We start from the raw sequence: 22,989 nt of genomic DNA on the forward strand, positions 1-22,989 counted from the left end.
CTTCTCCGGCGGCCGCTCGGCGGCCTTCTCCAGCGGAGCGGGGGCGGCGGCCGGCGCGACGGCGGCCGGAGCCGCAGGGGCCGCGGGATCGGCCTCCACCGATGGGGCAGGCGCGGAGCCGGGGCTCGCCGCGCCGAGGACCACGATAGGCTCGCCGGATTTGTACTCGGGCGAGACCCGGACTTGGTTGCGATTGAGCTGCAGCACGAGGCGGCCGACCTTGCCCTCCGTCGTGAATTTCAGGACGCGCCAATCGACCGCGATCTTGCGCGAACCGACGCCGAGGAAGCCGCCGAAATCGATCACGGCCGCCCGCGGGCGACCCTCCCGGTCGATGATGACGTCGATGATGCGGCCGAGGTCGTCGCCGTTCATGGCGCGCACGCTCTTGCCCAGCAGGCTCTCGTAATCCTGGGTGTCGAGGACCACGGCCGGGGTTCCGCCCCCCTGGGCGGGCGGCACCGCGGTGCCGGTCGCAGCGGGGGCCGGCGGCGCGCCGGCAGGGGGAGGGGAGGCCGGCGGCGCGCCGGCGGAGGGCGGAGTGGCCGGCGGGTCGCCGGCTCCGTTGGGGGCGCCGTCCGCGGCCTGCGCCGTCGTGGCCAGCAGGGCGATCGCCGGTGTCACGATCGTCCGGATCAGTCTGCGCACCCCTGCACCTCTCGCCGTGTCGAGCAAAGTCCCCGAGAGCCCGTGGGCGGCCGTCGGGACGATGCGAAATCAAGATTCACGCGCATCGGGTTGGAGACGATCGTCCGCCCGATGTTCGACGAAGTGCCCCGCCCGACGGGCCGGAGGCCGATCGCTGCCCCTCTCATAAGGAGCGGGCGGACGCCGCGTCCATGCCCGGCAACCACGGCGAAGTTGTGGACCGGGCAGGGCGAGGGCGCGATCGAGCGGCTCAGGTCCGGCGCGCCTTCGTGACAGGACCCAACCTGAGGCGGTCTGGTTTTCGCCCCAACCCTGCCTTAGAGCCGTGCGGAAGAGAGCAATCCTATTTCCGCGGAGTCGCGCGACGCCGCGGCCCCTCCGAGGACGAAGGCCATGACCATCCCGTCGAGACTCTGCGCCACGGCGCTTCTGCTGGCGAGCCTCGGCGGCTGCCAAGCGCTCAGCGGCGGCGGCGGCGTGATGCCCGAGACCGAGATCGGGCCCCCGCCCTCGGCCCGCGGGACGGTGCCGGGCCGCCCGCTCCGCAGCAGCCAGGTGGACGAGGACGGCGCCCCGCTGCCCTCCACGCCGACCCGGCGCCTCGACCTGCCCAAGAACGTGCGCGGCGAAGTCCGCACCGCCGACGAGGGTCCGCGCCGCATCAACCGCGAGGACCTCGAAGGGGGACAGACGGGCCGGAGCGGCTCGGGCGGCGTCAGCCCGGCGCTGACGCCCGGCGGCGGCGTCGGGGTCGGCGGACGCTTCTAGCCCTTCCTCAAACGGTCGGGGCCTTGCGCCCTCCCCAATGGTCGTCGAGGCGACCGCCGAAGGAGGGATCGGAGAAGGGGTCTTCCCCCGGCCCCTGGGTCGGGGCCCCTTCGAGATCGGCCGGGTCGATATCGACCACGTAGCCGCCGAGCTCGGTCGAGTAGGTCAGCGCCTTCCAGGGCAGGGGATGGTAGGCCTCGCCGAAGCCGAGGAAGCCACCGAAGGACAGGACCGCGTAGGCCACCTGCCCGGTAAACTTATCCACCATGAAATTGTGGACGGTCCCGAGATGGCGCCCCGTGCCGTCATAGACGGGCGTGCCATCCACCCGGTTCGACGCGATCAGGCGCGGCGTCTCCTCGATGGCGACGCCTTCGCCGGAGGCGGGGTCGAGTTCCAGGCTTCCGGGCTTTCGGACGGCGTGTTCGCCGGGCAGGTCCGTCGGCATTCAGGTCTCCCGCAGGTCTCTCAAGCGTCGCCCACGACCGGGCCTGCCTTGAATGCCCTGCGCCCCGACGGGTTCCCGCCGCGGGCCCCCGCGGCCGGCGCCGATCGCGCCGGCCGTCGGGGACGATGCTCACTCAGTACCAGGGCCGAGGGCCGTAGCCGTAACCATAGACGGGGCGCGGCCGATCATAGCCCCAGGGCCGGTAGACGGGCCGCGGGCGATAATAGCCGTAGGGCCCGCCATAGACCGGTCGGCCCCAATAGGGCCTCGGCCCGTACAGGTTCGGCCGGCAGATGCCCCAGGGATTGGGATGGAAGCCCGGGCCGCAGCCCCCCGCCGTGCGCTCGACGAGCGCGCCCTCGGCCGCGGCGCCGAGGGGCGCGGGGCTGAGAGGGGCCGCCTGGGCGCTGCCCGCCCATCCGAGGCTGCCGGCGATCACCGCAGCCAATGCGAACGCCTTCGCGTGCGTCATCGTACGATCCTCTCCGTTCGGCCGTCACTTCCGGCCAAGGTCGGACGGTAGGGCCGCCTCGATGAACCGTCGCTGACCGACCTCGTCTCCGTCATTCCATCGAAACCAGGCCGCCAACAGCCTCCGACGGACGCGGTCACGATGCGGACGGTCGGCCGGGCCGATCGCGGGCCCAAGATTGACGCTTCGACCCCGATCCCCGACAAGGCGGCCCGTGCGGTCGGGCGCGGGCCGATCGCGTCATGATCCTCGAAGGGCCTCGTCCGCGCCGCGATGCTGTTCAACTCCTTCGTCTTCCTGCTCGCCTTCCTGCCGGCCGCGCTGCTCCTGCACGCGGCGGCCGAGCGCTACCGTCCGCAATGGCGGCTGCCGGTGCTCGCGGGGCTATCTTTCGTCTTTTATGCTTGGTGGGACTGGCGCTTCCTGCCGCTGCTCCTCGGCTCGATCGCGATCAACTGGGGCGTGGCGCGCGTCCTGCCGCGCGATCGAACCGGCTGGCTCTTTCCGGCCGCGATCGCGGGCAACCTCGCGGTGCTGGCGGCCTTCAAGTATCTCGGCTTCTTCACCGACCTCGCGAACCTGATTCCTGCCCTCGACCTGCAGCGGGTCGATCTGGTCCTGCCGCTCGGGATCTCGTTCTTCACCTTCCACCACATCATGTACCTGACGGACCTGAAGGCAGGGCGCGCGCCCTCCTTCGGGCTCACGCGGTACGCCCTCTACATCGCCTTCTTCCCACAGGTTCTCGCCGGCCCGCTCGTGCGCTGGAGCGAGATCATGCACCAGTTCGAGGGGCGCCCCTACGCGCGGCCCGACGCGGCCGAGCGGATCGGGCGCGGGCTGATGCTGCTCACCGTCGGACTCGCCAAGAAGGTCTTCCTCGGCGATCCGCTCGCGGCCTACGCCAACCCGGTCTTCCAGGCGGCCGCCGCGGGCAAGACGATCACGGTCGCAGAGGCGTGGCAGGGGACGCTCGGCTTCACCTTCCAGATCTACTTCGACTTCTCCGGCTACACCGACATGGCTCTGGGGCTGGCGCTGCTGTTCGGGATCGTGCTGCCGCAGAACTTCGACGTACCCTATCGCGCGACCTCGTTGCGCGACTTCTGGCGGCGCTGGCACATGACGCTCTCGCGCTTCCTGCGCGACTATCTCTACATTGCCATGGGCGGAAATCGGCGCGGCCTCGCGATCCAAGTCGCGGCGCTCTTCGCCACCATGACGCTCGGCGGCCTCTGGCACGGGGCGGGCCTGACCTTCGTCGCCTGGGGCGCCGCCCATGGCGTCGGCCTCGGCGCGGGCGTGCTCTGGCGCCGGGCGGGCGGGCGGATGCCGCAGGTCCTGGGCTGGGCACTGACGGCCCTGTTCGTGATCCTGACCTGGGTGCTGTTCCGCGCGACCTCCTTCGAGGCCGCGTTGGCGATGTACAAGGGCCTGCTCGGGTTCGCGCCGACCGGCACCGGCTTCAAGTGGCGCACGATCCTGATGGCCGCCGCGGTCGCGATGATCGGCCCGACCGCATGGGCCGCCATCCACCGTCTCCCGCCGAATCGCTGGCTCGCGCTGGCCTTCGCCGTCGTGTTCGTCGTCGTGCTCCTCAAGATCGGAAACGATGCGAATTACGAGTTCATCTACTTCCAGTTCTGAGATGGCGCTCCCCTCCGACAGCGCCGGAACGCGGGACTGGGCGGGCTTCGCGCGGCTGTTCGTCCGGGCCGTGGTCAGCCTGCTCGTCGGCTACCTCGCGCTCGCGTTCGCCGTCGATCCCTATGACAGCGGGCGCTCGACGCTGCTCTCGGCCGGCGCCGTGCGCCCGCAGGGCCCGCGGACCGCCGCCGCCCTGCGCGGGCGAGACCCGGCTTTCGAGGGCGCGGTGTTGGGCAACTCCCACATCCAGCTCATCGAGCCCGCGCGGCTGACCGCCGCCACGGGCATCCCCTTCGTCCAGCTCTCGATCCCCGCGATCGGCCCCAGCGAGCAGCTCGCCCTGATGGGATGGTTCGTGCGCAACCATCCGCGGCCACAGGCCATGATCCTGTCCCTCGACGACTACTGGTGCACGGACGATCCCACGCTTCCCAACGACAAGCCGTTCCCGTTCTGGCTCTACAGCCACGACCCGTTCGCCTATGCCCGCGGCCTCCTGCGTTGGCCGGTGGCCCAGGAGGTGGTCGGCCGCATCGGCTGGCTGCTCGGCGCGCGCCGCCGGCAGGCCCAGGCGGACGGCTGGTGGGACTACGAACCGGATTACCGATATCTCGAGAGCCTCGATGGCGAGCGCTTCCGCGCCACCCGCGAAACCCCAGCCCCCGAGGAGGCCACACCCGGCCGGGCCGGGCCGGGCTTTCCCGCCGCCGAACGCCTGGGCGAGGCCCTGGCCGCCCTGCCGGAGGCCTTGGCGTTGGTTGCGGTCCTGCCGCCCATCTACGCCGTGGGCCGGGCCCGTCCCGGCTCGCCGCGGGCGCAGGCGGAAGCCGCTTGCCGCTCGGCCCTGGAAAAGGCCCTGCGTCGTCACGGGCGCAGCACCCTCGTCGACGGGCGGCGGGAGCGGCCGGCCCTGCACGATCCCGCGCTGTTCTTCGACCAGACCCATTACCGGCTCGCTTTGGCCCGATCGCTGGCCGACGAGATCGCCGACGCCGTCCTCCGGCTGCGCGCCGCGCCGCCGATCGCCCAATGAGGTGCAGGCCTCAGAGGTGCAGTCCCGGAGGTGTAGGCCCCGGACGCGCCCGCCTTCGCACCGGTCGGACGCCGGCCTCAGCGTGTCGTCTGTGCCGCAATGCGAGAGCTTTTTTCGCCGGAGGGTGCAAGGCGCCCGCAACGCGTTGTAGAGGCCGCCCGGCTCGACTATAGCCTCGCCGACGATCGCCGCTGACCGGCAGGGAGCGCGAGGATAAGACGATGGCGAAGGTCACGATCGAGGACGGCTACCGGCCCTCCGAAGACGAGCCCTTCATGAACGAACGGCAGCGCGAGTATTTCCGGCGCAAGCTGCTCACGTGGAAAAACGAGATCCTGCGCGAGGCGCAGGGGACACTGACCGCGCTCCAGAGCGAGAACGAGAACCATCCCGATCTGGCCGACCGCGCCTCCTCGGAGACCGACCGGGCGATCGAGTTGCGGGCCCGTGACCGCCAGCGCAAGCTGACGAGCAAGATCGACGCCGCGCTCTCCCGGCTGGAGGACGGCTCCTACGGCTTCTGCGAGGAGACCGGCGAACCGATCTCCCTCAAGCGCCTCGATGCCCGACCGATCGCCACCCTGTCCCTGGAAGCGCAGGAGCGGCACGAGCGCCGCGAGCGCGTCTATCGCGACGACTGAGCGCTCCGGTCAGGGCGCGCCCGGCCCGATCCGCAGGAACGAGCGCACCGGTCCGAACTCGGACGGGCTGCGCGTGTCGATGGACAGGCGGCCCCGCACCGGCGCTGCGGCTCGGCCTGCTCCGGCATCGACGGCGACCCGGCCCGAAACGCGCAGGCAGGTGGCGGTGCCCGGGATGCGCGCGAATCCCGGCCCCTGGGAGGGGCAGGGCTCCATCGCATCCTCCGACGGCAGCGGGGCACGATCCCGTGCCACGGCCGCCATGGGCGCGAGGGCGAGGCACAAAGCGAGGAGCGCCGACGTCCCGTTCCGTTTCGCCTGAGCCGGGCTTTCCTCGGACATGGCGCGCCCTCGGCCGTCAGTAGTGCGGCGGGGGCGGCTCCGGCGCGCCGGAGGCGGAGCGGAAGGCCGAATCCTCGACCTGCTCCTGAAGCCGCGCCAAGTGCCGGGACAGGCGGTCGATCACCCGCCATTGTTCGGTGATCGCGGCGTTCAGATCCTCGATCACGGCCTCCTGCTCGGTCAGCCGGATCTCCAGGCGCGCGATGCGGTCGATCGGTGACGGCGTGTCGCTCATGGCGGGACCATGCCCATCCGGACGGCGGGCTGGCAAGGGCTTCCCAACGGCCTCCGAGAGCCTCCAAGGCCCCCCTGCTCGCGCGAGTGGGCCGCGCGCCCTCGGCTTCGACCGGATCCCGCCCGGCGCGACTGTGGACCAAGGGCGGCGCGTCGGAGGGGGGCTCCGTTCCTCGCATCCGTCGTCGACCGCTTTCCCGTGCCGAGAATGCGCGAGATCCATGCACAGCGCGCAGATCACGTCGACAGCGGCCTCCGGGATACCATCCCATCGCCAACCCCTCCGCGCGGACCGGTCCACCCCCGAGTCAAAGCCCTGCCTCGACCGCTCGCCCCTGCGGCCGGCGCCTGAATTCACCCTGACACGGAGCGATCAGCGCCAGGTCTGTTTGGGGGAGCCGAGCCTCGGCTTTGGTCTTCGAGACCATCGAGACGGCGGCGTTCGAGATGTCTCACCGGATCGGTGCGATGGCCTTCTGTCGCTCATGCGATCGCACCGGCCATTCGTGGAAAATTGCGCAGTTTGTTTCCGCCCACCTTTCAGACCGTAGCCTCTAGCATCGAGGCCATGAACTCGAGTTCCAGCGGCATCCTCGATCGTCCCAGCGCGGATTCGCGGGCTATTTTCCTCCCCGCCATGTGCTGGAGCCCGCGGCATCCGGATTTCTACGCCGTGACCGAGGGCATCTCCGCGAACGGGATCGGCTTTCGGTCGTCGGTGGTGCCGGAGGCCGGCGAGGCGCTGATCTGCAGCATCCGCTCCATCGGCACGCTCAGGATCCGGGTCGCGGAGACCGGCCCGCAGAGCTTCCTGGCGCGCCTGTCGACCTCGCGGGAGCGGGCCGCGGAGGTCGCGCGGACGATGATGGCGCTCGCGCGCGAACAGCACCGGCCGTCCGAGCCGGGACGGGGGCATCAACGCATCACGCCGCGGCGGCGCGACATCGTGGTCACCTTCGAGGACGGCAGCACCCTGTCGGGCCGGCTCATCAACGTGTCGGCCTCGGGGGCCGCGGTCTACCTCCCGAAGCCCGTCGCGGTCGGAACCGTCATCACCCTCGGCGCGAAGGCCGCCCGGGTCATGCGCCAGTTCCAGGACGGGATCGGCGCGGCGTTCCTGCTGCCCCTCGACCCGGCCGAGGTCGAACCCGGCCTCCGGTTGTAGCCCCCGCCCTCGCATCTGGGGCCGCGAGGGTCTAAGGGAACCGTCTGCCATCAGGGCGCAGGTCTCCTCCGGGACGGCCGCGCCCGCCCCCGAGGGGCTGGGTCTCCGGCTCCCCGACGCCGCCGGAAGCCCGCTCCGTGACCGACTACATCAAGAAGATCCTCGCCGCCCGCGTCTACGACGTGGCGATCGAGAGCCCGCTCGACCCGATGCCCCGCCTCTCGAAGCGGCTCGGCCGTCCCGTGCTGCTCAAGCGCGAGGATCTGCAGCCCGTCTTCTCGTTCAAGCTGCGGGGCGCCTACAACAAGATGGCCGCGCTCCCCGAGGAGCAGCTGCGGCGTGGCGTCATCTGCGCCTCGGCCGGCAACCATGCCCAGGGCGTGGCCCTGGGCGCCGCCAAGCTCGGGGTGCGGGCGGTGATCGTCATGCCGCGCACCACCCCGGCCATCAAGGTCGACGCCTGCCGGGCGCGGGGCGCCGAGGTGGTGCTGCACGGCGACGCCTTCGACGAGGCGCTGACCGAGGCGCGTCGTCTCGAGGCGCAGTGGGGCCTGACCTTCCTCCACCCCTTCGACGATCCCGACGTGATCGCCGGCCAGGGCACCATCGGCATGGAGATCCTGCACCAGCATTCCGATCCGATCGCGGCGATCTTCGTGCCGATCGGCGGCGGGGGGCTGGCGGCGGGCATCGCCACCTTCGTGAAGTACCTGCGGCCCGAGACGAAGGTGATCGGCGTCGAGCCGGACGACGCCGCCTGCATGGCGGAGGCCCTGCGGGCGGGCGAGCGGGTGATCCTGCCCACCGTCGGCCTGTTCGCCGACGGGGTCGCCGTGCGGCAGGCGGGCGAGGAGACCTTCCGGTTGTGCCGGGAGCATCTCGACGGGGTCATCACCGTCGACACCGACGCGATGTGCGCCGCGGTCAAGGATGTGTTCGACGACACCCGGGCGATCTCCGAGCCCTCAGGCGCCTTGAGCCTCGCGGGGGCCAAGGCCTGGGCCGCGGAGAATCCCGGCGAGGGTCCGCTGGTGGCGATCTCCTCGGGCGCCAACCTGAACTTCGACCGGCTGCGCCACATCGCCGAACGCGCCGAGATCGGCGAGGAGCGCGAGGTGCTGCTCGGCGTCATCATCCCGGAGCGCCCCGGCGCCTACCGCGCCTTCATCGCCGCCCTCGGCCCCCGGGCGGTGACCGAGTTCAACTACCGCTATGCCGGGCGCGCCGAGGCGCGCGTCTTCGTCGGCATCAACCTGCCCGGGGGGAAGAGCGAGAAGCACGACCTGATCGGAACGCTCGATCGGAACGGCTACGCCGTCACCGACATGAGCGACAACGAGATGGCCAAGGTCCACGTGCGCTACATGGTCGGCGGCCGGGCCACGGGGCTCGCCGACGAGCGGCTCTACCGCTTCCAGTTCCCGGAGCGGCCGGGCGCCCTGATGAAGTTCCTCGAGGCTTTGGGCGACGCCTTCAACATCAGCCTGTTCCACTACCGCAACCACGGCGCCGATTACGGCCGTATCCTCGCGGGGATCGAAGTGCCGGAGGCGGCCCGGGAGCGGTTCGCCGCCGCCCTCGAGGCGCTCGGCTACCCCTATTTCGACGAGACCGGCAACCCGGCCTACCGCCTGTTCCTCGACAAGGACGGCGAGGCGGAGGCACCGGGGGCATGACGGCAGGCCGTCGCGTCACGGCAGGGGAGGGCCTCGTCCGGGATGCGATTGTCAGGACGATTCGCGCGCGGGACGCGGCTTCAACACCGGCGTGGCGCGATAGCCCTTCCGGCCGGGGCCGCGAGGCCTTACCCTCCCGGAAACCCGTCGCGGCCGACCGGCGGTGACGGAACGGAAGCGACCCCGATGCGTGCACGATTCGCCCTGCTCGCCTTCGCCCTGACCGTTCCGGTCGCGGCCTCGGCGGAGCCCCCGGCGCGGGCAGAGCCGCCGCCGCCGCGGGCCGAACCACCCGCGCCGATCCGGGCGCTGCCCGACGATCGCTTCTCGGCCGCCGCGCAGCGCGAATCCGAGCAATCGGCGGCGCGGCAGGCGGAGTTCAACCGCCGCATCTCCGAGCGCAGCAACCGCGCCGCCCGCTCGATCTGCAACGGCTGCGGCCCAGGCTCGGGGTCAGACCGGACCGTGACACCGCCCGGCACCCGGCGCGTGCGCCCGGAAGCACCGTTGCCCTTCGATCCCGCGCAGGCGCCACTCGATTAGGGCGCTCTCGCGCCGGGGCGGGCACGGCATCGTGCCGCCCGATCGACCGGCCGGAGGGGGCCGGGCGGACCCGGCTCCCGACTTCAGGCCGCGGTGGCGGGCTGGGAGCGGAACAGGGCGGTGCAGCCGGCGTCGCGATGCATGCTCAGGATCGAGGCCCGGTCGATCTCAGGGTTCGCGGCGAGCACCCGGCGCACATCCTCCACGACGCGTTCGTAGCGCTCCGCGTCGTAGTTCTTCTCAAGCGGGCTGACGGCGATGTAGGCTTCGACGACGAGCACCCGCTCGGCGCGGTCTTTGGTGACGTCGACGGCAATCCAGGCGGATTTGACGAGGCGATTTCCGGCAAGCATGGAACGATCCTCCGATGCCGCCGCGTGCCCCGGCGGCTTTCGTGGCGAAATCATGGACCTTGCGGAGAATTGTGCCAAGCGCCCCGCGGGCGTCGTCCCGCGTTCGCGCGCTCCGATTCCGAGCCCAGCGGCAGGCCCGTGCCCGCCGGCGCTTCCCGCCTCGGGAGCCGGTGGAACGTCCCGGGCATCGCGGTCAGACCGTATCGCCCGATGGCTCGCCGGATCGGCTGTCGCGCGCGCCCGACCGCGGCGACAGAACGGACCTCGGCGCGGCCTCGAGCGCTTGGCCCGTGATTGTGGCCGTCGCCCGAGCGCGTCAGGCCCCAGAGATCCCCGCGCCGTGTCGGCCGGAGAGGCTGTCCCGGCGACACCCGACGCGTTCGAGCGGGTCGGCGATCAGTTGTCGGCGACGAGCCGCAGCATGCCGTAGCCGGTGCCGCGATTGCGCTCCGACAGGGCGCTGAGCCCCTCCGCCGCCGCGCCGTCGATCGGCGACTTCAGGCCCGGCCGCGCGATCCACCGCACGACCTTGTTGCCGCCGTAGCGGCCGGCACTGCGGCCTTCCCGGCGCTGGATCCAGCGCGGCAGCTCTTCGATGTCCTTCGTCATCTTCCCACCCCCTCGCCGCCGCCTGCCCATTCCCGGCCCGCCCTCGACCTTCGCGGATCCCGAACCGCCCGGCAGGACCCGCCGGGCACATGAGGCATGGCCGCGCGGGCAAACGCATCCCTTAAATTGGGTATGTTTGGCCAAAATCTACCTGAGATTTAACATCTGGGCATCAGGTTGCCGCCGCACCCGGGGAGCGCCACGGGCCGTGGATCTCCGGTCCGGATGCGACGATTCCCGCTGCACGACCGCGACGGCAGAACGAGAGCACCACGCCCTCACGGCCCTCGCTTCCGAACGCGCCGCACCGCCCGTTGGCGTATAGGGCGCGCCGGGTCCGCAGCCGGCACGGTGCCGGTGGGACCTGGAACCCTGTCGAAAACGCGCATCGCTCCCGGGCCTTTGCTCGGCCGCGACGGCCTGTGCTGCTTGTGTTCCCGCCGGGCGATCCCTAGGTTCGCCGCAATTCACGCGTTGAGGAAGCGCCGCCGCCGCAAGGGGCCGCGGCGCAGGAGGTTGCCATGGGCAGCATGAGTGTCTGGCACTGGGTCATCGTGGCGGTCGTCGTCATGCTGCTCTTCGGCCGCGGCAAGGTGTCGGAGCTGATGGGCGACGTCGCCAAGGGCATCAAGGCCTTCAAGAAGGGCATGGCCGAGGACGAGACCACGCCGGGCCAGACCACGGCGGTGCCCCCCGTCGGAACGAACGAGCCGATCCGCACGCTGCCGCCGCAGGGCACCGCCCATGCCGCGCCGCCGACGGCTCACGCGCCTCAGCCGCACGTGCCGGCGGGCGACCACAAGGCGGTCTGACGAACAGGTCCCGAGGAGAACCCCGGGAAAGGCGGCGCCGCGCAAGCGGCGCTGCGCGGGATGGCGCGGGCGGCGCGACCGTCCTAAACGAGCGCGGACCCGCGGGACGGACGCTGCGATGCTGGATATGAGCTGGGGCGAGGTGATGCTGATCGGCGGCGTCGCCCTGATCGTCATCGGTCCCAAGGACCTGCCGAAAGCCCTGCGGACGCTGGGGCAGGTGACCACCAAGGTCCGCCGCATGGCCGGCGAGTTCCAGCATCAGTTCAGCGAGGCGATCCGCGAGGCGGAGCTCGAAGAGGTGCGGCGCGACGTCGAGGGCGTGAAACGCACCGTGGATTCGGTGCGCCCGACCTTCAACCCGGTCGACACGATCCGCAACGAGATCCGCAGCGCGGTCGAGGGCCGCACCGGCCCGGCCGCGCCCTCGGCCGCGGAGGCGGAGGCCGGCCGCTACGACGTACCCCGGCCGACGCCTGAGCAACGCGCCCCGGCGGCGCCCACCACCGGCACGTCCGGCACTGGCATTCCCGAGACAGGCAAGCCCGAGACAGGCCCGACTCCATGACCGAAGAGCGTGACGAGGCCGAGATCGAGGCCTCGCGGGCGCCCCTCTTGGAGCACCTGATCGAGCTGCGCGCGCGACTGATCAAGTCGCTGCTCGCCTTCATCGTGATGTTTTTCGGATGCTTCTTCTTCTCGAAGCAGATCTATAACATCCTGGTCTATCCTTACGTCTCGATCGTGGGCGCCCAGAACGCCGAGCTGATCGCGACGCACTTCCTCGAACAGGTTTTCACCAACATCAAGCTCAGCGTGTTCGGCGCGGGGTTCCTGGCGTTTCCGGTCATCGCCACCCAGGTCTACGCCTTCGTGGCGCCGGGGCTCTACCGCAACGAGCGGCAAGCCTTCCTGCCCTATCTGGTGGCGACGCCGGTCTTCTTCGTCCTCGGGGCGCTGGTCGTCTACTTCCTGGCGATGCCGCTCCTGATCCAGTTCTCGGTCTCGCTGCAGCAGATCGGGCAGCCCGGCGAGGCGACCATCAAGCTCCTGCCGAAGGTCGACGAGTATCTCTCGCTGATCATGACGCTGATCTTCGCCTTCGGTCTCGCCTTCCAGATGCCCGTCATCCTGACGCTCCTGGGCCAGATCGGGGTGATCGACGCCGCCTTCCTGCGGGAGAAGCGCCGCTACGCGATCGTGCTCGTCTTCGTCGCCGCAGCGATCCTGACGCCGCCGGATGTGATCTCGCAGCTCTCGCTCGCGATCCCGATGCTGCTGCTCTACGAGGCCTCCGTCATCTCGGTCTCGCGCATGGAGAAGATTCGGGCCGCCCGACGCCGGGCGCAGGGGCTCGACCCCTGAACCGACCTGAGCGCAAAATAAGGCCGCTTGCGCATCACTGACTCGTGCGCAAACTGGTTTCGCCCCGGGCCCGCTCCATAACCCTCCGATTCGGAACCGGAGGAAACAACATGAGACGGACGATGTGGACGGCCTTGGCGGTCGCAGCGGCCGCGACCCTGGCGGGGCCTGCCCATGCGGCGCCCGAGCTTCAGCGGGTCCGCGGCACGGTCGAGGCGAGCGATGCCGGCACGGTCACGATCAAGACCACCGACGGCAAGACCGAGACGGTGGCGCTCGACGGCGCGACCTTCGCCTGGGTGGTGAAATCCAGCCTCGACCAGATCAAGGACGGGGTCTTCATCGGCACCGCCACCAAGGGCGACAACCCGCCGACCGCGCTCGAGGTGGTGCTGTTCCCCGAATCGATGCGCGGCACCGCCGAGGGTCATTACGCCTGGGACGCGATCCCCGATCAGACCGGCGGCGGCGCGGTGGTCAAGAGCTCCATGACCAACGGCACCGTGAAGGCCGGGGCCCCCGCTGCGGGCGGCGCGCCGAAGGTGAAGAGCGCGATGACCAACGCCACCGTGACCGGCAACACGGCGAGCGGCGGCGCCCCGGGTGAGCGCACGCTCACCGTCACCTATGACAAGGACGGCTCGAAGACGATCGTGGTCCCGCCCAAGGCCCCGATCGTCGCCTTCGAGAAGGCGGACCCATCGGTCCTGACGCCGGGCGGCAAGGTGTTCGTGGTCGCCGCCAAGGTCGGCGGCACGCTCGCGGCCAAGCTCGTCGCCGTCGGCAAGGACGGTCTCACCCCGCCGATGTGAGCCGTCGGGCGTTCGGGGCCGCTCGATGCAGGCGCATCGGGCGGCATTCATCTTCGTCGCGGATCCCACCCCCTCGCTGATCCCGAGGGCGCGGGCTCAGCGGGACGAGGGGGAGGGGGGAGGCTCCCGCATCAGCCCGCCACGGCCGTCCCTGCGCGAGTCTCATACCCAATCCGGTTGATCCCTTCGGGATGGCGGATTTGGGCTTCGCTCAAACGCCGCGCGGGCTTGCCTGATACGGGCTCCGCTTTGATCAAGCGGAGCCCGGATCAGGGACGGCTTGTCTTTGCCGCGCATCACCGCCGTCGCGGCCAAGCCGAGCCCGAGAAGCGAGACGACGGCCGCGAGCAGCGGCAATTCCCGATAGCCGGCGCCGAGCGTCAGGGCCGTGCCGCCGAGCCAGGCGCCGGCAGCGTTGCCGAGGTTGAACGCGCCCTGGTTCAGGGTCGAGGCGAGGTTGGGGGCGTCGCTTGCCGCCTCGACCACCCAGACCTGGAGCGGCGAGACCAGGGCGAAGGCGAGGCCGCCCCACAGGACCAGCACGGCGAGCGCCGGACCCGCCTGGGGCGCCACGAGTGCCAGGATCAGCAGCACGGCGACGATGCCGGCGAAGCTGGCGAGCACCGTGCCCATCAGGCTGCGGTCGGCGAACCAGCCGCCCGCGAGGTTGCCGATGGTCAGTCCGACGCCCGCCGCGAACAGCGCCCCGGTGACCCCGCCCGGGGTCAGACCGGTGACCCCGGTGAGGAAGGGCGCGATGTAGGTGAAGACCGTGAAGAAGCTCACCGAGGACAGGGTCGAGACCAGCATCGGCCGCAGGACCGGCCAGCGTCCGAGCGCCCGGAACTCCCTCGTCAGACCGCCCCTGGTCCCGGGCATTCCGCCGGGCAGCGCGAACGCGATGGCGGCGCCCGCGGCGAGCCCGATCCCGACCACGGCCCAGAAGGTCGCGCGCCAGCCCATCGCCTGACCAAGCGCTGTGCCGAGCGGCACGCCGAGGACGTTGGCCAGCGTCAGCCCGGCGAACATCAGCGCCACGGCCTGGGTGCGCTTCTCCTTCGGCACGAGGTCGCGGGCGACGATGGCGCCGATCCCGAAGAAGGCGCCGTGGGCGAAGGCGGTCGCGACCCGGGCGGCCATCAGCGGCCAATAGGAGGGCGCCAGCGCGCAGGCGAGGTTGCCGAGCGTGAACACCGCCATCAGGGCGAGCAGGGCCGCCTTGCGCGGCAGCGGCGCGGTGGCCATGGCGACGAGGGGCGCGCCGATGACGACGCCCAACGCGTAGCCCGAGACGAGATGACCCGCCTGCGGAATGGTGACGTCGAAATCGCGGGCCACCTCGGGCAAGAGTCCCATGATGACGAATTCGGTGGTGCCGATGCCGAAGGAGGCGACGGCGAGCGCAAGGATGGGAAGCGGGAGCATGGGGCTCCTTCCGGCTCGATTCGGGGATGCGCTTTGTGCGCTGCGGCAAGCCCGGAACATGGCCGCTCCCGTCGCCGTGGGGACCGCAGCGGGATGGGAGGCTGGGCTGCGCTCCCGGAAGGGCTGCGACTTTCCGTGAGGGCGGTGATGCCGTAAGCCCGCGACCATCCCTCGAGATCTCGACCGCGCGGACCCCATGATACGCCTCGACAAGATCGGCAAGCAGAACGGCCGGCAACTCGTCTTCGTCGAAGCCTCCGCTGCGCTGCAGAAGGGCGAGAAGGCCGGGCTGGTCGGCCCGAACGGGGCGGGCAAGACCACCCTGTTCCGGATGATGACCGGCAAGGAGCCGCCCGACGAGGGGCAGGTCTCCAGCGAACGCGGCATCACCATCGGCTATTTCAGCCAGGATGTCGGCGAGATGTCCGGCCGCACGGTGGTCGCCGAGACCATGGCCGGTGCCGGCCCCGTCAGCGTGGTGGCGGCCGAACTCAAGGAGATCGAGGCGGGGCTCGCCGATCCGGACCGCGCCGACGAGATGGAGGCGCTGATCGAGCGCTACGGCGAGGTCCAGGCCCGGTTCGAGGAACTCGACGGCTACGCCCTGGAGGGCCGGGCCTACGAGGTTCTGGCGGGGCTCGGCTTCTCCCAGGAGATGATGGACGGCGATGTCGGCAAGCTCTCCGGAGGCTGGAAGATGCGCGTCGCCCTCGCGCGCATCCTGCTGATGCGCCCCGACGTGATGCTGCTCGACGAGCCGTCGAACCATCTCGACCTCGAGAGCCTGATCTGGCTCGAAGCCTTCCTCAAGAACTACGACGGCGCTCTGATGATGACCTCGCACGACCGCGAGTTCATGAACCGCATCGTCACCAAGATCATCGAGATCGACGGCGGCACCCTCACGACCTATTCGGGCGATTACGGCTTCTACGAGCAGCAGCGGGCGCTCGCCGACACGCAGGCCCAGGCGCAGTTCGAGCGCCAGCAGGCGATGCTGGCCAAGGAGATCAAGTTCATCGAGCGCTTCAAGGCGCGGGCCAGCCACGCGGCGCAAGTCCAGAGCCGGGTGAAAAAGCTCGACAAGATCGAGCGGGTCGAGCCGCCCAAGCGCCGCCAGACCGTGGCCTTCGAGTTCCAGCCCGCGCCCCGCTCGGGCGACGACGTCGCCATGCTCAAGGGCATCCACAAGAAGTACGGCAGCCGCATCATCTACGAGGGCCTCGACTTCTCGATCCGGCGCCGGGAGCGCTGGTGCATCATGGGCGTCAACGGTGCCGGCAAGTCGACGCTGCTGAAGCTCATCACCGGCAGCACCCCGCCCGATGCCGGCACGGTCACCGTCGGCGGCAGCGTCAAGGTCGGCTACTTCGCCCAGCACGCCATGGACCTGCTCGACGGCGACGCGACCGTCTTCGGCGATCTGGAGGGGAGCTTCCCGCAGGCCGGTCAGGGCTCGCTCCGGGCGCTCGCCGGCTGCTTCGGCTTCTCGGGCGACGACGTGGAAAAACCCTGCCGGGTGCTCTCGGGCGGCGAGAAGGCGCGCCTCGTGATGGCCAAGATGCTGTTCGACCCGCCGAATTTCCTCGTGCTCGACGAGCCGACCAACCACCTCGACATCGCCACGAAGGAAATGCTGATCGGGGCGCTCGCCCAGTTCGAGGGGACGATGCTGTTCGTCTCCCACGACCGCCACTTCCTCAGCGCGCTCTCGAACCGGGTGCTGGAACTGACCCCCGATGGCGTCCACCAATACGGCGGCGGCTACACCGAATACGTCGCACGCACCGGCCAGGAAGCGCCGGGCCTGCGAGGGTAGGACGGGGGCCCGCCCCGGGGCGGGGCTTCGTTCGCCGCCGAGGCCGGACAGGGGCCGGAGCGCCACCGGACCGCCGCTGTGTCTCGCGCCCGCCCCAGGCCCAGCGGAGGCGGCCGCGCAGGATGAGAAGAGATGGGGCGGCCGGGATCGATCGGCCCCACGCCCGGGCTTCGAGCGCCAAGCGGCACGGTCGGGCAACGACGGTCGATTTGGGCTTTCATGGCGGTCGATCACGACCCGAGAGCCCCCGGCGAAGAAATTTCCCTCTTCAGCCCAAGACGAGGGGCGTCGTTTTCCCTTCCTCTAAAACAACGCAAGATCGATCCGTTGATTGAGCCCCCCTTGGCTCATTACATTTCCTCTCACGATAGAACGTCATCTCGCACATCGATCGACATTCGACCCGACGGACGGCGCGACCACGCTCCGGCTGACGGGAGTTCTGTGCCGATTTTCGGCCGGATCGCTTCAAGACAGGACGGATGCCCCGCATGCCCACCCGGATCGTCGCCTTCTCCGGCAACACCCACCGCCCTTCGCGGACCCGCACCCTGGTCGAGGCGGTCGCGGCCGAAGTGGCGCGGCTGCGGCCGATCGATCTCAAGGTCTACGATCTGGTCGATGCCGGCGCCGGCCTCGCGGTGGCGAGCCGGGCCGCCCTGCCGCTGCCGGCCGCGCGGATCGTCGAGGCGATCGAGGGCGCGGACGCCCTGATCATCGGCTCGCCGGTCTACAAGGGCAGCTATGCCGGCCTGTTCAAGCACCTGATCGACTTCGTCGGCCCGGACGCGCTGGTCGGCCGACCGGTGGTGCTGACCGCGACCGGCGGGGGGCCGCGCCACGCCCTCGTGGTCGAGCATGCCCTACGCCCGCTCTTCGGCTTCTTCTCCGCGCAGACCGCGCCGACCGCCGTCTATGCCGGCGACACCGAGATCATTGACGGCCGCGTCGCCGACGAGCTGGTCCGTGCCCGGGTCGCCCAGGCCGCGGCCGAACTCGTGCGGCTGATCGAGGCGGCCGAGCCCCGGGATGCCCTGCCGCGCGCCGCTGCGCGCTGAGGAGCCGGACCGTGCTTCACCGCCGCCATCTCCTCGCCGCGGGCCTCGCCGCCGGCATCGGGCTCGCCCCCAGGCCGGGCCGGGCCGAACCGGGCGTGCTCCGCATCGGCTATCAGAAGAATGGCATCCTCGCGGTCGCCCGCGAGCAGGCGGCCATCGAGGCGCGGCTCAAGCCGCAGGGCGCGAGCGTGCGCTGGGTCGAGTTCTCGTTCGGGCCTCCGCTCCTCGAGGCGCTGAACCTCGGCGCGATCGATTTCGGCCAGACCGGCGACGCACCGCCGATCTTCGCCCAGGCGGCGGGCGCCAACCTCGTCTACGCCGCCGCCCAGCCGAAAGGCGGCTCGGGCGCCGCGATCCTGTTGCCCAAGGGCTCGGAGATCCGCACCCTGGCCGAGTTGAAGGGCAAGCGCGTCGCCTTCGCCAAGGGCTCCAGCTCGCACAATCTCATCGTCGCCGCGCTGGAGACAGCGGGGCTGACCTACCGCGACATCACCCCCGTGCTGCTCGCCCCCGCCGACGGCGCGGCCGCCTTCGCGGGCGGCACGATCGACGCCTGGACCGTGTGGGATCCCTATTTCGCCATCGCCGAGCAGGGGGAGGGGGTGCGGGTGCTGGCGCAGGCCGCCGACATCACGCCCACCAACAACTTCTTCCTGGCGAACCGCACCTTCGCCCAGGCCCAGCCGGCGCTGCTCGACGGCGCCCTCGGGGCCCTGGGCGAGGTCGCGCTGTGGTGCGAGGCCAACCGCGGCAGCGTCGCCGCGAGCCTGTCGCGCATCACCGGCGTGCCGCTCACCGCCACGCGGCGGACGGTGGACCGGATCCGCTACGTCATCGCTCCGATGGACGCGGCGGTGACGGCCGAGCAGCAGCGCATCGCCGACCGCTTCCATGCCCTGGGCGTGATCCCGCGCCCCGTGCGCGTCGCCGACATCGTCCGGCGTCCCGCCCCCCGCCCCGCCAACCCCAGCAACGGGTGAGCCGCATCATGGCCGATTCCGCCGCGATCCCATCGCTTCCGGGCCGGGCCCGGGCCGCCGAGGCCACGCCGCGCCGCGACCGGCGCCCCATCCGCGTCGAGGCCGGGCGGTGGCTGCCCTGGCTGCTGCCGACGCTCGTCATCACCGGCTGGCAGGCGGCGGCGAGCCTCGGGCTCGTCTCGACCCGCTTCATGCCCGCGCCCCTCGACGTCGCCGCCGCGGGCTACCGCCTCGCGCTCACGGGTGAACTCTTCGAGAACCTCTGGGTCAGCTTCGCCCGCGCCGCGTCGGGCTTCCTGATCGGGGGCGGGATCGGCCTGTTCTTCGGGCTCGCCAACGGCCTGTCGCGCCTGTCCGAGCGGCTCACCGACACCACGCTGCAGATGGTGCGCAACGTGCCCCACCTGTCTCTGATCCCGCTCGTCATCCTGTGGTTCGGCATCGACGAGGAGGCCAAGCTCTTCCTCGTGGCGCTCGGGGTGTTCTTCCCGATCTACGCCAACACGCTGCACGGCATCCGCTCGGTCGATCCGCAGCTGATCGAGATGGGCCGGGTCTACGGCATGAACCGGCGCGAGCTGTTCGCCCGCGTGGTGCTGCCCGGCGCGCTGCCCTCGATCTTCGTCGGCATCCGCTACGCGCTCGGCATCATGTGGCTGACCCTGATCGTGGCGGAGACGATCTCGGCCAATTCCGGGCTCGGCTACATGGCGATGCAGGCCCGCGAGTTCATGCTGGTCGACGTCGTGGTGCTGGCGATCCTGATCTATGCCGGCCTCGGCAAGCTCGCCGACAGCCTGACCCGGGCGCTGGAGCGCACCTGCCTCGCCTGGAACCCGGCCTACCGCAACAGCTGAGGCCGGGGCCTCCCGGCCCACCGCCCTCTCTCCCATCCCCTCATCCTGCGCCACGGAGCCCCCGGGCCCGCCCGTCGAGGCTGCGCAGGCCGCCCCACGGGGGGAGGGCCAGGGGACACCGCAACGCCATCCGGACGCGACCCGCCATGACCGCCGCCCTCCGCCTCACGGACATACAAGACCGCCACCGCCCGGAGCGCGGGCTCGGCATCACCCTGCGCGGCCTCTCGAAGAGCTTCGAGGGCGGCCCCGCCGTCATCCGCGGGCTCGACCTCGACGTGCCCGCCGGCCAGTTCGTGGCGGTGGTCGGCCGCTCCGGCTGCGGCAAGAGCACCCTGCTGCGGCTGATCCTCGGCCTCGAAGCGCCGAGCGCGGGCCGCATCACCCTGAGCGGCGGCGAGCCGACGACGCGAATCATGTTCCAGGAGCCGCGGCTGCTGCCCTGGGCGCGGGTCGCCGACAACGTCGCCGTCGGGCTCTCGCGCGACATCGGCGCGGCCGAGCGGCGGGCCCGCGCCCGCGACGTGCTCGCCGAGGTGGGGCTCGCCGACAAGGCCGGGCAGTGGCCGGCCACGCTCTCGGGCGGGCAACGTCAGCGGGTGGCGCTCGCCCGCGCCCTCGTCAGCCGCCCGGCGCTGCTGGCCCTCGACGAGCCGCTGGGGGCGCTCGACGCCCTCACCCGTATCGACATGCAGGCGATGATCGAGCGGATCTGGGAAAGCCAGGGCTTCACCGCGATCCTCGTCACCCACGATGTCGGCGAGGCGGTGGCGATGGCCGACCGCATCCTCGTGATCGAGGAGGGCCAGGTCGCCCTCGACCTCGATGTCGAGGTGCCGCGCCCCCGCCGCCGCGGCGACCCGGCGCTCGCCGCGCTGGAAGGCCGCATCCTCGACCGCCTCCTCGTCCGCACCTGATTTTTTCGAGCTTTCGGAGCGTCACCCATGAGCATATCGAGCCACCCGCCGACCGACGGCAAGACCGACGTTCTCTGGTTCCTGCCGACCCATGGCGACGGCCGCTATCTCGGCGCCTCCGAGGGCGCCCGCGACGTGTCGCTGCCGTATCTGCGCCAGATCGCGCAAGCAGCGGACGAACTCGGCTATTTCGGCGTGCTGCTGCCGACCGGGCGCTCCTGCGAGGATTCCTGGGTGGTCGCCTCGGCGCTGGCCCCGCTGACGCAGCGCCTGCGCTTTCTCGTCGCCGTGCGCCCCGGCCTTCAGGAGCCCTCGGTCGCCGCCCGCATGGCCGCGACGCTGGACCGGATCTCGGACGGGCGGCTCCTCATCAACGTCGTGACCGGGGGCGATCCGGTGGAGCTGAAGGGCGACGGCGTCTTCCTGGACCATGACGCGCGCTACGCGGTCACCGACGAGTTCCTGCACATCTGGCGCGGGCTGATGGCCGGCGAGACGGTGAACTTCGAGGGCAAGCACCTGCGCACCGAAGGCGGCCGGGTGATCTTCCGGCCGGTGCAGGCGCCCTATCCGCCGCTCTATTTCGGCGGCTCCTCGCCCGCCGGCATCGAGGTCGCAGCCGAGCATTGCGAGGTCTACCTGACCTGGGGCGAGCCCCCGGCCGGCGTCGCCGAGAAGCTCGCCCGCGCCCGCGAGGCGGCCGAGCGGAAGGGCAAGACGTTCTCCTACGGCATCCGCCTGCACGTCATCGTCCGTGAAACCGAGAGCGAGGCCTGGGCCGAGGCCGAACGGCTGATCTCGCGGCTCGACGACGCCACCATCGCCCAGGCGCAGGCCACCCTGAAGCGCCAGGATTCGGTCGGCCAGAGCCGGATGATGGCGCTCCATGGCGGCGACCGGAACAAGCTCGTGGTCTCGCCCAACCTCTGGGCGGGCGTCGGCCTCGTGCGCGGCGGCGCCGGCACGGCTCTGGTCGGCTCGGCGACCCAAGTCGCCGATCGGATGAAGGAGTATATCGACCTCGGCATCGACCGCTTCATCCTCTCCGGCTACCCGCACCTGGAAGAGGCCTACCGCTTCGCCGAGTTGGTCTTCCCGAAGCTCCCCTTGCGCGACACCACCGGTCGCGCGCCGAGCACGGCCCGCAACAACGGCCCGTTCGGCGAGGTGATGGCCAACGACATCCTGCCCACCCGCCGCATCAGCGCGCATTGAGGAGAGGCCGGATGTCCGCCCCGCCGCGCACCACCACCCTCGCGCCCTCGCCGCTGCCCCGCCTGTGGCTGGCCCTGGCCGCCCTGATCTTCGCGAGCCTCACGCTCGCCGCCCACGCGCAGGAAGGGCGGCAAGAGGGCAAGGCCACCGAAAAGGTCGTGCGGATCGGCTACCAGAAATACGGCACGCTGGTGCTGCTGAAGGGCCGCGGTACCCTCGAGCCGAAGCTGAAGGCGCTCGGCTACCGGGTGCAATGGTCGGAATTTCCCTCCGGCCCGCCGCTTCTGGAGGCGCTGAACGCCGGGGCCATCGATTTCGGCTCGGCCGGGGAGACCCCGCCGATCTTCGCCCAGGCGGCGAGCGACGCGCTGACCTACGTCGCCCACGAGCCGGCCGCGCCGAAGGGCGAGGCGATCCTGGTGCCGAAAGCCAGCCCGGTACAGTCGGTCGCCGACCTGCGCGGCAAGAAGGTCGCGCTCAACAAGGGCTCGAACGTGCATTACCTGCTCGTGCGCGCCCTCGACCAGGCGGGCCTGAGCCTCTCGGATATCACGCCGGTCTATCTCGCCCCCGCCGACGGGCGAGCGGCGTTCGAGCGTGGCGCGGTCGATGCCTGGGTGATCTGGGATCCGTTCTTCGCCGCCGCCGAGGCCGGCGGCAACGCCCGCGTGCTCACCGACGGCACCGGCCTTGTGCCGAACCATCAATTCTACCTGTCCTCGCGCGACTTCTCGGCCCGGAACGGCCCGGCCCTCGATGCGGTCGTCGCCGCGGTCGCCGAGGTCGATGCCTGGGCCAAGGACAGCACCGACGCGGCGGCCCGGGAGCTCAGCCCCTCCGTCGGCATCCCGGCGCCGATCCTGGCCTCCGCGCTCCGGCGCCGGACCTACGGCATCCGCCCCCTCGACGCGGCCGTCACCGCCGAGCAGCAGCGCATCGCCGACACGTTTCACGGGCTCGGTCTGGTGCCGAAGGCGATCGACATCGCCGGCGCCGTGCGCAAGCCGGGCAGCTAGAGCGCTCTCCGCCGAAGTGGAAACCGGTTCGGCTGAAGAGCACGCGACACAACAAAGACTGAGAGCCGGGCTCACGTCTCACCGTGATCGGGCACGGCTCCAGCGCCCTCCCGCCGCCCCGCCCGCGGCGGCGA

General features: G+C 71.0%; 25 protein-coding genes and 1 pseudogene. 18 read left to right on the top strand and 8 right to left on the bottom strand.

The features are described from left to right. Positions 1-648 (bottom strand): PRC-barrel domain-containing protein (locus tag LW587_RS12755; protein ID WP_232629969.1); only part of this gene is annotated, 648 nt, incomplete at its 3' end. 393 nt (positions 649-1,041) lie between these two features. Here LW587_RS12755 and LW587_RS12760 point away from each other — a divergent pair. After that, a complete protein-coding gene (locus tag LW587_RS12760; protein WP_232629970.1) occupies positions 1,042-1,416 on the top strand; it encodes a hypothetical protein in 375 nt (124 codons plus the stop codon). Positions 1,417-1,423: 7 nt separating this feature from the next. Here LW587_RS12760 and LW587_RS12765 read toward each other — a convergent pair whose 3' ends face one another. Together LW587_RS12765 and LW587_RS12770 are read right to left on the bottom strand one after the other, a co-directional pair. Beyond that, positions 1,424-1,864, bottom strand: coding sequence for a PRC-barrel domain-containing protein (locus LW587_RS12765; RefSeq protein WP_232629971.1), 441 nt, complete (start codon positions 1,862-1,864; stop codon positions 1,424-1,426). A gap of 133 nt (positions 1,865-1,997) precedes the next feature. Further along, a complete protein-coding gene (locus LW587_RS12770; protein ID WP_232629972.1) occupies positions 1,998-2,336 on the bottom strand; it encodes a GCG_CRPN prefix-to-repeats domain-containing protein in 339 nt (112 codons plus the stop codon). 273 nt (positions 2,337-2,609) lie between these two features. On the opposite strand from LW587_RS12770, the gene LW587_RS12775 reads away from it, so the two are divergent. The 3 genes from LW587_RS12775 (at position 2,610) to dksA (ending at position 5,657) form a co-directional block, all read left to right on the top strand. Continuing rightward, positions 2,610-3,983, top strand: coding sequence for an MBOAT family O-acyltransferase (locus LW587_RS12775; protein WP_232629973.1), 1,374 nt, complete (start codon positions 2,610-2,612; stop codon positions 3,981-3,983). 1 nt (position 3,984) lies between these two features. After that, positions 3,985-5,016, top strand: a complete 1,032-nt coding sequence (locus LW587_RS12780; protein WP_232629974.1) for a hypothetical protein — start codon at positions 3,985-3,987, stop codon at positions 5,014-5,016. A gap of 221 nt (positions 5,017-5,237) precedes the next feature. Beyond that, positions 5,238-5,657 (top strand): RNA polymerase-binding protein DksA, encoded by a 420-nt coding sequence (gene dksA / locus LW587_RS12785; RefSeq protein WP_232629975.1) that lies wholly within the window; start codon positions 5,238-5,240, stop codon positions 5,655-5,657. A gap of 9 nt (positions 5,658-5,666) precedes the next feature. Here the strand turns inward: dksA and LW587_RS12790 are convergent, their stop codons facing one another. Then, positions 5,667-5,999 (bottom strand): porin, encoded by a 333-nt coding sequence (locus LW587_RS12790; RefSeq protein WP_232629976.1) that lies wholly within the window; start codon positions 5,997-5,999, stop codon positions 5,667-5,669. Between the two features lie 16 nt (positions 6,000-6,015). After that, positions 6,016-6,234, bottom strand: coding sequence for a SlyX family protein (locus LW587_RS12795; protein ID WP_232629977.1), 219 nt, complete (start codon positions 6,232-6,234; stop codon positions 6,016-6,018). Positions 6,235-6,801: 567 nt separating this feature from the next. Between LW587_RS12795 and LW587_RS12800 the strand changes: the two genes are divergently transcribed. The 3 genes from LW587_RS12800 (at position 6,802) to LW587_RS12810 (ending at position 9,617) form a co-directional block, all read left to right on the top strand. Then, positions 6,802-7,398, top strand: coding sequence for a PilZ domain-containing protein (locus tag LW587_RS12800; RefSeq protein WP_232629978.1), 597 nt, complete (start codon positions 6,802-6,804; stop codon positions 7,396-7,398). A 137-nt stretch (positions 7,399-7,535) separates the two neighbouring features. Next, a complete protein-coding gene (gene ilvA, locus LW587_RS12805) occupies positions 7,536-9,074 on the top strand; it encodes a threonine ammonia-lyase, biosynthetic (RefSeq protein ID WP_232629979.1) in 1,539 nt (512 codons plus the stop codon). Positions 9,075-9,260: 186 nt separating this feature from the next. Beyond that, entirely contained in the window at positions 9,261-9,617 is a 357-nt protein-coding gene (locus LW587_RS12810) for a hypothetical protein (protein ID WP_232629980.1), read from the top strand. 83 nt (positions 9,618-9,700) lie between these two features. Here LW587_RS12810 and LW587_RS12815 read toward each other — a convergent pair whose 3' ends face one another. After that, on the bottom strand, positions 9,701-9,970 hold the full coding sequence (locus tag LW587_RS12815) for a hypothetical protein (RefSeq protein WP_232629981.1): 270 nt from the start codon (positions 9,968-9,970) through the stop codon (positions 9,701-9,703). A 396-nt stretch (positions 9,971-10,366) separates the two neighbouring features. Then, complete coding sequence (locus LW587_RS12820; protein ID WP_232629982.1) at positions 10,367-10,579, bottom strand: hypothetical protein; 213 nt, start codon at positions 10,577-10,579, stop codon at positions 10,367-10,369. Between the two features lie 521 nt (positions 10,580-11,100). On the opposite strand from LW587_RS12820, the gene LW587_RS12825 reads away from it, so the two are divergent. From LW587_RS12825 to LW587_RS12840, 4 genes are all read left to right on the top strand, one after another. Then, positions 11,101-11,391, top strand: coding sequence for a twin-arginine translocase TatA/TatE family subunit (locus LW587_RS12825; RefSeq protein WP_232629983.1), 291 nt, complete (start codon positions 11,101-11,103; stop codon positions 11,389-11,391). A 118-nt stretch (positions 11,392-11,509) separates the two neighbouring features. Continuing rightward, positions 11,510-11,959 (top strand): Sec-independent protein translocase protein TatB, encoded by a 450-nt coding sequence (gene tatB / locus LW587_RS12830; RefSeq protein ID WP_232629984.1) that lies wholly within the window; start codon positions 11,510-11,512, stop codon positions 11,957-11,959. After that, positions 11,956-12,756 carry a twin-arginine translocase subunit TatC gene (gene tatC, locus LW587_RS12835; protein WP_232629985.1) on the top strand — a complete coding sequence of 267 codons (801 nt, stop codon included), beginning with the start codon at positions 11,956-11,958 and terminating at the stop codon, positions 12,754-12,756. Before tatB ends, tatC begins: the two co-directional genes overlap by 4 nt. Before the next feature lie 110 nt (positions 12,757-12,866). Continuing rightward, positions 12,867-13,568, top strand: coding sequence for a metal ABC transporter permease (locus LW587_RS12840; RefSeq protein WP_232629986.1), 702 nt, complete (start codon positions 12,867-12,869; stop codon positions 13,566-13,568). A 291-nt stretch (positions 13,569-13,859) separates the two neighbouring features. On the opposite strand, the pseudogene LW587_RS12845 reads toward LW587_RS12840, so the two are convergent. Continuing rightward, positions 13,860-14,993, bottom strand: a pseudogene (locus tag LW587_RS12845) (MFS transporter); the annotation flags it as partial. A gap of 196 nt (positions 14,994-15,189) precedes the next feature. On the opposite strand from LW587_RS12845, the gene LW587_RS12850 reads away from it, so the two are divergent. The 7 genes from LW587_RS12850 (at position 15,190) to LW587_RS12880 (ending at position 22,855) form a co-directional block, all read left to right on the top strand. After that, the gene (locus LW587_RS12850; RefSeq protein WP_232629988.1) at positions 15,190-16,812 is read left to right on the top strand and encodes an ABC-F family ATP-binding cassette domain-containing protein; all 1,623 of its coding nucleotides are present in this window, start codon (positions 15,190-15,192) and stop codon (positions 16,810-16,812) included. 491 nt (positions 16,813-17,303) lie between these two features. After that, positions 17,304-17,870: an FMN reductase gene (msuE, locus tag LW587_RS12855; RefSeq protein ID WP_232629989.1), complete on the top strand. Its 567-nt coding sequence runs from the start codon at positions 17,304-17,306 to the stop codon at positions 17,868-17,870. Between the two features lie 11 nt (positions 17,871-17,881). Then, the gene (locus tag LW587_RS12860; protein WP_232629990.1) at positions 17,882-18,850 is read left to right on the top strand and encodes an aliphatic sulfonate ABC transporter substrate-binding protein; all 969 of its coding nucleotides are present in this window, start codon (positions 17,882-17,884) and stop codon (positions 18,848-18,850) included. Between the two features lie 8 nt (positions 18,851-18,858). Beyond that, a complete protein-coding gene (locus LW587_RS12865; RefSeq protein WP_232629991.1) occupies positions 18,859-19,707 on the top strand; it encodes an ABC transporter permease subunit in 849 nt (282 codons plus the stop codon). Positions 19,708-19,853: 146 nt separating this feature from the next. Further along, positions 19,854-20,624 (top strand): ATP-binding cassette domain-containing protein, encoded by a 771-nt coding sequence (locus LW587_RS12870; RefSeq protein WP_232629992.1) that lies wholly within the window; start codon positions 19,854-19,856, stop codon positions 20,622-20,624. 27 nt (positions 20,625-20,651) lie between these two features. Continuing rightward, entirely contained in the window at positions 20,652-21,839 is a 1,188-nt protein-coding gene (ssuD, locus tag LW587_RS12875) for an FMNH2-dependent alkanesulfonate monooxygenase (protein WP_232629993.1), read from the top strand. 11 nt (positions 21,840-21,850) lie between these two features. Further along, positions 21,851-22,855 carry a sulfonate ABC transporter substrate-binding protein gene (locus LW587_RS12880; RefSeq protein ID WP_232629994.1) on the top strand — a complete coding sequence of 335 codons (1,005 nt, stop codon included), beginning with the start codon at positions 21,851-21,853 and terminating at the stop codon, positions 22,853-22,855. Positions 22,856-22,989 lie beyond the last annotated feature (134 nt).

This window comes from Methylobacterium sp. Leaf118 (genome assembly GCF_920984675.1).
Lineage (GTDB): Bacteria > Pseudomonadota > Alphaproteobacteria > Rhizobiales > Beijerinckiaceae > Methylobacterium.

Bases quoted from the DNA above. Each gene is read 5' to 3' on its own strand.
- LW587_RS12760 (WP_232629970.1), top strand. From the start codon at position 1,042: ATGACCATCCCGTCGAGACTCTGCGCCACGGCGCTTCTGCTGGCGAGC.
- LW587_RS12765 (WP_232629971.1), bottom strand. From the start codon at position 1,864: ATGCCGACGGACCTGCCCGGCGAACACGCCGTCCGAAAGCCCGGAAGC.
- LW587_RS12770 (WP_232629972.1), bottom strand. From the start codon at position 2,336: ATGACGCACGCGAAGGCGTTCGCATTGGCTGCGGTGATCGCCGGCAGC.
- LW587_RS12775 (WP_232629973.1), top strand. From the start codon at position 2,610: ATGCTGTTCAACTCCTTCGTCTTCCTGCTCGCCTTCCTGCCGGCCGCG.
- LW587_RS12780 (WP_232629974.1), top strand. From the start codon at position 3,985: ATGGCGCTCCCCTCCGACAGCGCCGGAACGCGGGACTGGGCGGGCTTC.
- dksA (WP_232629975.1), top strand. From the start codon at position 5,238: ATGGCGAAGGTCACGATCGAGGACGGCTACCGGCCCTCCGAAGACGAG.
- LW587_RS12790 (WP_232629976.1), bottom strand. From the start codon at position 5,999: ATGTCCGAGGAAAGCCCGGCTCAGGCGAAACGGAACGGGACGTCGGCG.
- LW587_RS12795 (WP_232629977.1), bottom strand. From the start codon at position 6,234: ATGAGCGACACGCCGTCACCGATCGACCGCATCGCGCGCCTGGAGATC.
- LW587_RS12800 (WP_232629978.1), top strand. From the start codon at position 6,802: ATGAACTCGAGTTCCAGCGGCATCCTCGATCGTCCCAGCGCGGATTCG.
- LW587_RS12810 (WP_232629980.1), top strand. From the start codon at position 9,261: ATGCGTGCACGATTCGCCCTGCTCGCCTTCGCCCTGACCGTTCCGGTC.
- LW587_RS12815 (WP_232629981.1), bottom strand. From the start codon at position 9,970: ATGCTTGCCGGAAATCGCCTCGTCAAATCCGCCTGGATTGCCGTCGAC.
- LW587_RS12820 (WP_232629982.1), bottom strand. From the start codon at position 10,579: ATGACGAAGGACATCGAAGAGCTGCCGCGCTGGATCCAGCGCCGGGAA.
- LW587_RS12825 (WP_232629983.1), top strand. From the start codon at position 11,101: ATGGGCAGCATGAGTGTCTGGCACTGGGTCATCGTGGCGGTCGTCGTC.
- tatB (WP_232629984.1), top strand. From the start codon at position 11,510: ATGCTGGATATGAGCTGGGGCGAGGTGATGCTGATCGGCGGCGTCGCC.
- tatC (WP_232629985.1), top strand. From the start codon at position 11,956: ATGACCGAAGAGCGTGACGAGGCCGAGATCGAGGCCTCGCGGGCGCCC.
- LW587_RS12840 (WP_232629986.1), top strand. From the start codon at position 12,867: ATGAGACGGACGATGTGGACGGCCTTGGCGGTCGCAGCGGCCGCGACC.
- LW587_RS12850 (WP_232629988.1), top strand. From the start codon at position 15,190: ATGATACGCCTCGACAAGATCGGCAAGCAGAACGGCCGGCAACTCGTC.
- msuE (WP_232629989.1), top strand. From the start codon at position 17,304: ATGCCCACCCGGATCGTCGCCTTCTCCGGCAACACCCACCGCCCTTCG.
- LW587_RS12865 (WP_232629991.1), top strand. From the start codon at position 18,859: ATGGCCGATTCCGCCGCGATCCCATCGCTTCCGGGCCGGGCCCGGGCC.
- LW587_RS12870 (WP_232629992.1), top strand. From the start codon at position 19,854: ATGACCGCCGCCCTCCGCCTCACGGACATACAAGACCGCCACCGCCCG.
- ssuD (WP_232629993.1), top strand. From the start codon at position 20,652: ATGAGCATATCGAGCCACCCGCCGACCGACGGCAAGACCGACGTTCTC.
- LW587_RS12880 (WP_232629994.1), top strand. From the start codon at position 21,851: ATGTCCGCCCCGCCGCGCACCACCACCCTCGCGCCCTCGCCGCTGCCC.